This is a genomic window from Deinococcus fonticola, from assembly GCF_004634215.1.
GTDB classification, from domain to species: domain Bacteria; phylum Deinococcota; class Deinococci; order Deinococcales; family Deinococcaceae; genus Deinococcus; species Deinococcus fonticola.
On the sequence record NZ_SMMH01000061.1, the window covers coordinates 5,001 to 9,319 of the forward strand.

Below are 4,319 nucleotides of genomic sequence, written 5' to 3' on the forward strand. Positions count from 1 at the left end.
CCTGCCTGTCCTCGGCCGACCTGGAGGTTTCCCATAAAGACCGTGACCATCTACACCGTGCCTGGCTGCGCGTCCTGCGAGGCGATCAAACGCTTCCTCGGCGCGCGTCAGGTGCCCTACACCGAGAAAAACGTCCGTGAGGACCCATCAGCCCTGGCTGAGATGCAGGCCAGGGCGAAGGTCCGCATCGCGCCCGTGACGGTGATTGGCGAGGCCGCCTTCTTTGGCACCTTTGACGATCAACGTCCCTTCCTGGAGGCCGCCCTGCGAGAGAATGACGCATGACCACCACACCAGACGTGAAGATTGAGCGCGCCGCCGACTGCGAGATTCACTGCGTTCACCCGGACGCCGTCGCGCGGGCCCTGGCACAACTGCCGAGCGACGCGCTGATTGAACGCGCCACCACCCTCACCAAGGTGGTGTCGGACCCCACGCGGCTGCGCATTCTGTCTGCCCTCGCGCTCGAAGAGCTGTGCGTGTGCGATCTGGCCGTGATTGCGGGCATCAACGAGTCCACCATGAGCCACCAGCTGCGCCACCTGCGCGCCCTGGGCCTGGTGACCTTCAAGAAGGTGGGCCGCATCGCCTACTACCGACTGGCGAGCACCCACGTCACGCGCCTCATCGCGGACATGCTGCAGCACGCCGAAGCCATGTGAGAACCGGCGCCGGTTCCGCCCCCCTTCCCAAGGACCCCTCCCTTTGAACACCACCGTTTCTGCCGCCTTCCTCGGGCTCGTTGAGGGCATCACTGAGTTTTTACCGGTATCGTCCACCGGCCACCTGATCGTCGCCGCTGACCTGCTGAAGTTCCGCGACGCGGGCGGCACCTTCGAGATCGCGATTCAGCTGGGGGCGGTGCTGGCCGTCGTCGCGTACTACTGGCGTGACCTGTCCGGTCAGGCCCGGGCGCTGCCAGAACGCCCCGAGGTGCGCACGTTGTGGCTGGGCGTCACCCTGGCCTTCCTTCCGGCCGCTGCGCTGGGCTTCTTGTTCAGTGACGCCATCACGCGTTACCTGTTCTCCCCGGTCACCGTGGGCCTGTCCCTGATGCTCGGCGGCGCCGCGCTGTGGGTGATCGAGGGCCGCACGTTCGCGGCCCGCACCACCGGCCTGACGCAGGTCAGCCCCCGTCAGGCCTTGATCGTGGGGTGCGCCCAGTGCCTCGCGCTGGTTCCGGGCGTGTCCCGGAGTGCTTCAAGCATCATCGGCGGTCTGCTCACAGGACTGGACCGGCCCACCGCCACCGCGTTCTCGTTCTACCTGTCCATCCCCACGCTCGGCCTGGCCACCCTGTACGCGCTGATCAAGGGGCGGGAAGCGCTGGACAGCACGCAGCTTGGCCCGCTGCTCGTCGGCATGGGCGTGTCGTTCGTGACGGCGCTACTGGCCATCGGTTGGCTGCTGAAGTACGTTGCCCGGCACGACTTCCGGGGCTTTGCGGTGTACCGCATGCTGGCGGGCCTCGCCATCCTGGGGTGGGCGTTATGGCGCTGACGGCATCCGCGCGCTGGCGAGGCCCGGCGTATCTTCTGGGCGTCTTGCTGTGCGTCGTGCTGGACCAGGCGCTCAAGGTCTGGACGGTGCAGACGTTCACCGAAGGCGAGTTTCGCGACTTCATCCCGGGGGTGCTCAGCCTGGGACTGGTGTACAACACAGGCGCGGCGTGGAGCCTCTTTTCGGGCGCGGCCCTTCCGCTCGCCGCGCTCCGCGTGGTGGTGGGCACCGGGCTGGTCGTGTACCTTCTGCGCCGCCCCGTTGCGCCGCTGACAGGTGTGGCCCTCACCCTGATTGCCGGGGGCGCGCTCAGCAACGCGCTGGACGGCTGGCGGCTGGGCAAGGTGGTGGACACGTTGTCGTCCCACACCTTTTCCTTCGTCACGCAGCGGCTCGGGCAGGGCAACTTCCCCATCTTCAACCTGGCGGACGTCTGGGTGGTGTCGGGGACCGCGCTGCTCCTGCTGCTCAGCTTCCGCCGCAAGACGCCCGCCTCGCCGGCCAGTGCCCAGCGCCGGTCCCCGTAGGCGGCCCGCATGACCGCCAGCAGCCACCCTGAAGACCGGGCCCTGAGCGGTCCACGCGGTGAGGAGGCGTTCACTCTTTGCGGGTCGCGGCGCGGCCAGGGTCAGCACCTGGCGGGTGTCCCGTGGCGCTGGGCGCCGCGTCCACGCGACAGGGGGAGGATGAACGGCGCCGTGCCGCTCACCCCCGCGCAGGAAACCCGCCCCATTCCGCTGGTGGCCAAGGCCCGGCAGAACGCGTGGCCTGAGCCGATACGGCCCGGCGGGGCGGCCGCGCAGGTGCTGCGCCGCCTGGGGCGGACGGTGCCCACGGTGCCCGTGCTGCGCGGCGAAGCATTCTGCCGGGCCCTGCGCGCGCGGCACCTGGACCCGTCGACCACCGCCTTTCCCACGCGGCATCCAGCGGCCACGGCCCTCCACCTGGGGTGCGGGCTGGACGGCCGGGTCGACCGCGTTCGTCCGTCGCTTCAGGTGCGCGGGTTCGACCTGGACCTGCCGGGGGGCACCGCGCTCCGCCGCATGGTCGACCCCCGCACAGAAGGCCCCGGGCACCGATGGACCGGCGCGCCGGTGACCGGGGGGCTGGGGCGGACCCAAAGGCCAACAGACCGGCCAACGCGGGGTGGCGCCACAGGCCTCCTGACGGACCTGCTGGAGGCGGACGTCCGTGCGCTGGCCACACGGCTCAGCGGGCCGTTGGCCCCCGGTGAACGGCGGTTCGATGCCCGCCGTCCACTGGGGACGCGTCTGGGCGCGTGGCCCCCAGCCTTGCAGGCGTCAGGCGCGCAGCTGCGGAGGGGTCTGCGCGGTCCCCGAGAAGGGAGGGCGTGGGCACCGCACCCGACACGCCTGGAGCACGTGGGCCTGCTGGACCGTCCCGGATTCGCCCGGTTGCGCCCCCTGGAGCGGCTCGCCTGGCGGGCGGTGAGGCGGATTCCCACGCTGCGCGCCGTCCACCCGTTGCTGCGGTATCGCCGGCCCGCCACCTGCCCCCGGAGCTCAGCGTGCATCAACAAGGGCCCTCAAGCGGCCCCCGCACCCGCCGCGAATGACGGAACTGACCAGAGGTGAATTCCCATGAGTGACAACGACGAACAGAGCCTCGACGCCAACCAGGCCGCCGACCGCCGGATCTTGTGGCTGGTGCTGCTGATCAACCTCGCGCAGTGCTTGATGGGGGTTGCGGTCGGCCACTGGGCGTCCTCGACCGCCGTGATCGGCGCGGCCCTCGACAATCTGGCAGACGCGTCGGTGTACGGGGTCAGCCTGTACGCGGTGGGCCGCGCCGCCACCATCAAGGTGCGCGCCGCGCGCCTGTCCGGCTGGCTCCTGATTGGCCTGAGCGTGCTGCTGCTCGCCGAAGTGCTGCGCCGGTTTTTCGGTGGTGAAGCGCCGATCGGTCCCGCCATGATGGCCATGGCGGCGGTCAACGCCGGGCTGAACCTGGTCTGCCTGCGCCTTCTCAAGCGCCACCAGGGCGAGGACGTGAACTTCAAGGCGTCGTCCATCTTTACCAGCAACGACTCGCTGGTGAACCTGGCCATTGTGCTGTCCGGCGCGCTGGTGCTGTGGTTGGACTCGAACCTGCCGGACCTGATCCTGGGGGTGCTGGTCTCGGCCATCGCCGCCAACGGTGGCCGGGAGATCCTCGCTGAAGCGGCGGAGGCGGATGAAAAGGCACCCCCCGGAACCCTTTGACCCTGACGTGAACGCAGCGCAACGTGAACCAGCTGTGATAAGGATTCCGGCTAATCAGTTATGGAGCAACTGATTCACCTGACCGGAGGGAGAAGGAAAAGCGGTGACGGATAGGAGTGGAGGCACCGAAGCGCAGCGGAGGGGCTGTAACGGATGATCGCTTGTGGGTCCGCACCACCTGGGACACCTGCACGTCCAAGGAATAGACTTTCTGGTGCGGTTGGATGCCCGCCACCCATGACAATCCGCGGGCACTCTACCCCTGACGAAAGCTGGCTCCATTGCCATACCCTGCATCGGCCAGGACCGCTTTGAAACGCACTCCCAGATCCAGCAGGCGGTCAATTTCTTCCAGCGCAATGTTCAGCTTGGTTCGATGATCCTGGCGTTCCTTGGGAACGCCAACCCGCTCGCAGCGATCCGGCGCCTTGGTCCAGGCGGCCGGCAGAAACAACCGAAGGGCCACCGACGGTTCTGGCAACTTAACCTGAGTGAGGCCGGAGTAGCTCAGCAGGTGGCTTGATTCTCAAGCCACCTGCTGCATCGCCTCTCGCAAGCGGAGAAGAGCTGCGGATTGATGGCTTCGTCTGAGGGTGG

General features: G+C 68.4%; 6 protein-coding genes. 5 read left to right on the plus strand and 1 reads right to left on the minus strand.

Annotated features, from left to right (window positions below):
- Nucleotides 1–33: 33 nt before the first annotated feature.
- The 5 genes from E5Z01_RS18465 to E5Z01_RS18485 all read left to right on the plus strand — a co-directional run bounded on the left by E5Z01_RS18465 (nucleotide 34) and on the right by E5Z01_RS18485 (nucleotide 3,722).
- Nucleotides 34–285 carry a glutaredoxin family protein gene (locus E5Z01_RS18465; protein WP_135230723.1) on the plus strand — a complete coding sequence of 84 codons (252 nt, stop codon included), beginning with the start codon at nucleotides 34–36 and terminating at the stop codon, nucleotides 283–285.
- On the plus strand, nucleotides 282–662 hold the full coding sequence (locus tag E5Z01_RS18470) for an ArsR/SmtB family transcription factor (protein ID WP_135230718.1): 381 nt from the start codon (nucleotides 282–284) through the stop codon (nucleotides 660–662). Before E5Z01_RS18465 ends, E5Z01_RS18470 begins: the two co-directional genes overlap by 4 nt.
- A gap of 43 nt (nucleotides 663–705) precedes the next feature.
- Entirely contained in the window at nucleotides 706–1,500 is a 795-nt protein-coding gene (locus E5Z01_RS18475; protein WP_135230719.1) for an undecaprenyl-diphosphate phosphatase, read from the plus strand.
- Nucleotides 1,491–2,027 (plus strand): signal peptidase II, encoded by a 537-nt coding sequence (gene lspA, locus E5Z01_RS18480; RefSeq protein WP_135230720.1) that lies wholly within the window; start codon nucleotides 1,491–1,493, stop codon nucleotides 2,025–2,027. Before E5Z01_RS18475 ends, lspA begins: the two co-directional genes overlap by 10 nt.
- 1,074 nt (nucleotides 2,028–3,101) lie before the next feature.
- Nucleotides 3,102–3,722: a cation efflux transmembrane domain-containing protein gene (locus E5Z01_RS18485; protein ID WP_135230721.1), complete on the plus strand. Its 621-nt coding sequence runs from the start codon at nucleotides 3,102–3,104 to the stop codon at nucleotides 3,720–3,722.
- Nucleotides 3,723–3,978: 256 nt separating this feature from the next.
- On the opposite strand, the gene E5Z01_RS18490 is transcribed toward E5Z01_RS18485, so the two are convergent.
- Complete coding sequence (locus tag E5Z01_RS18490) at nucleotides 3,979–4,176, minus strand: transposase (protein WP_167758015.1); 198 nt, start codon at nucleotides 4,174–4,176, stop codon at nucleotides 3,979–3,981.
- Nucleotides 4,177–4,319: the final 143 nt, after the last annotated feature.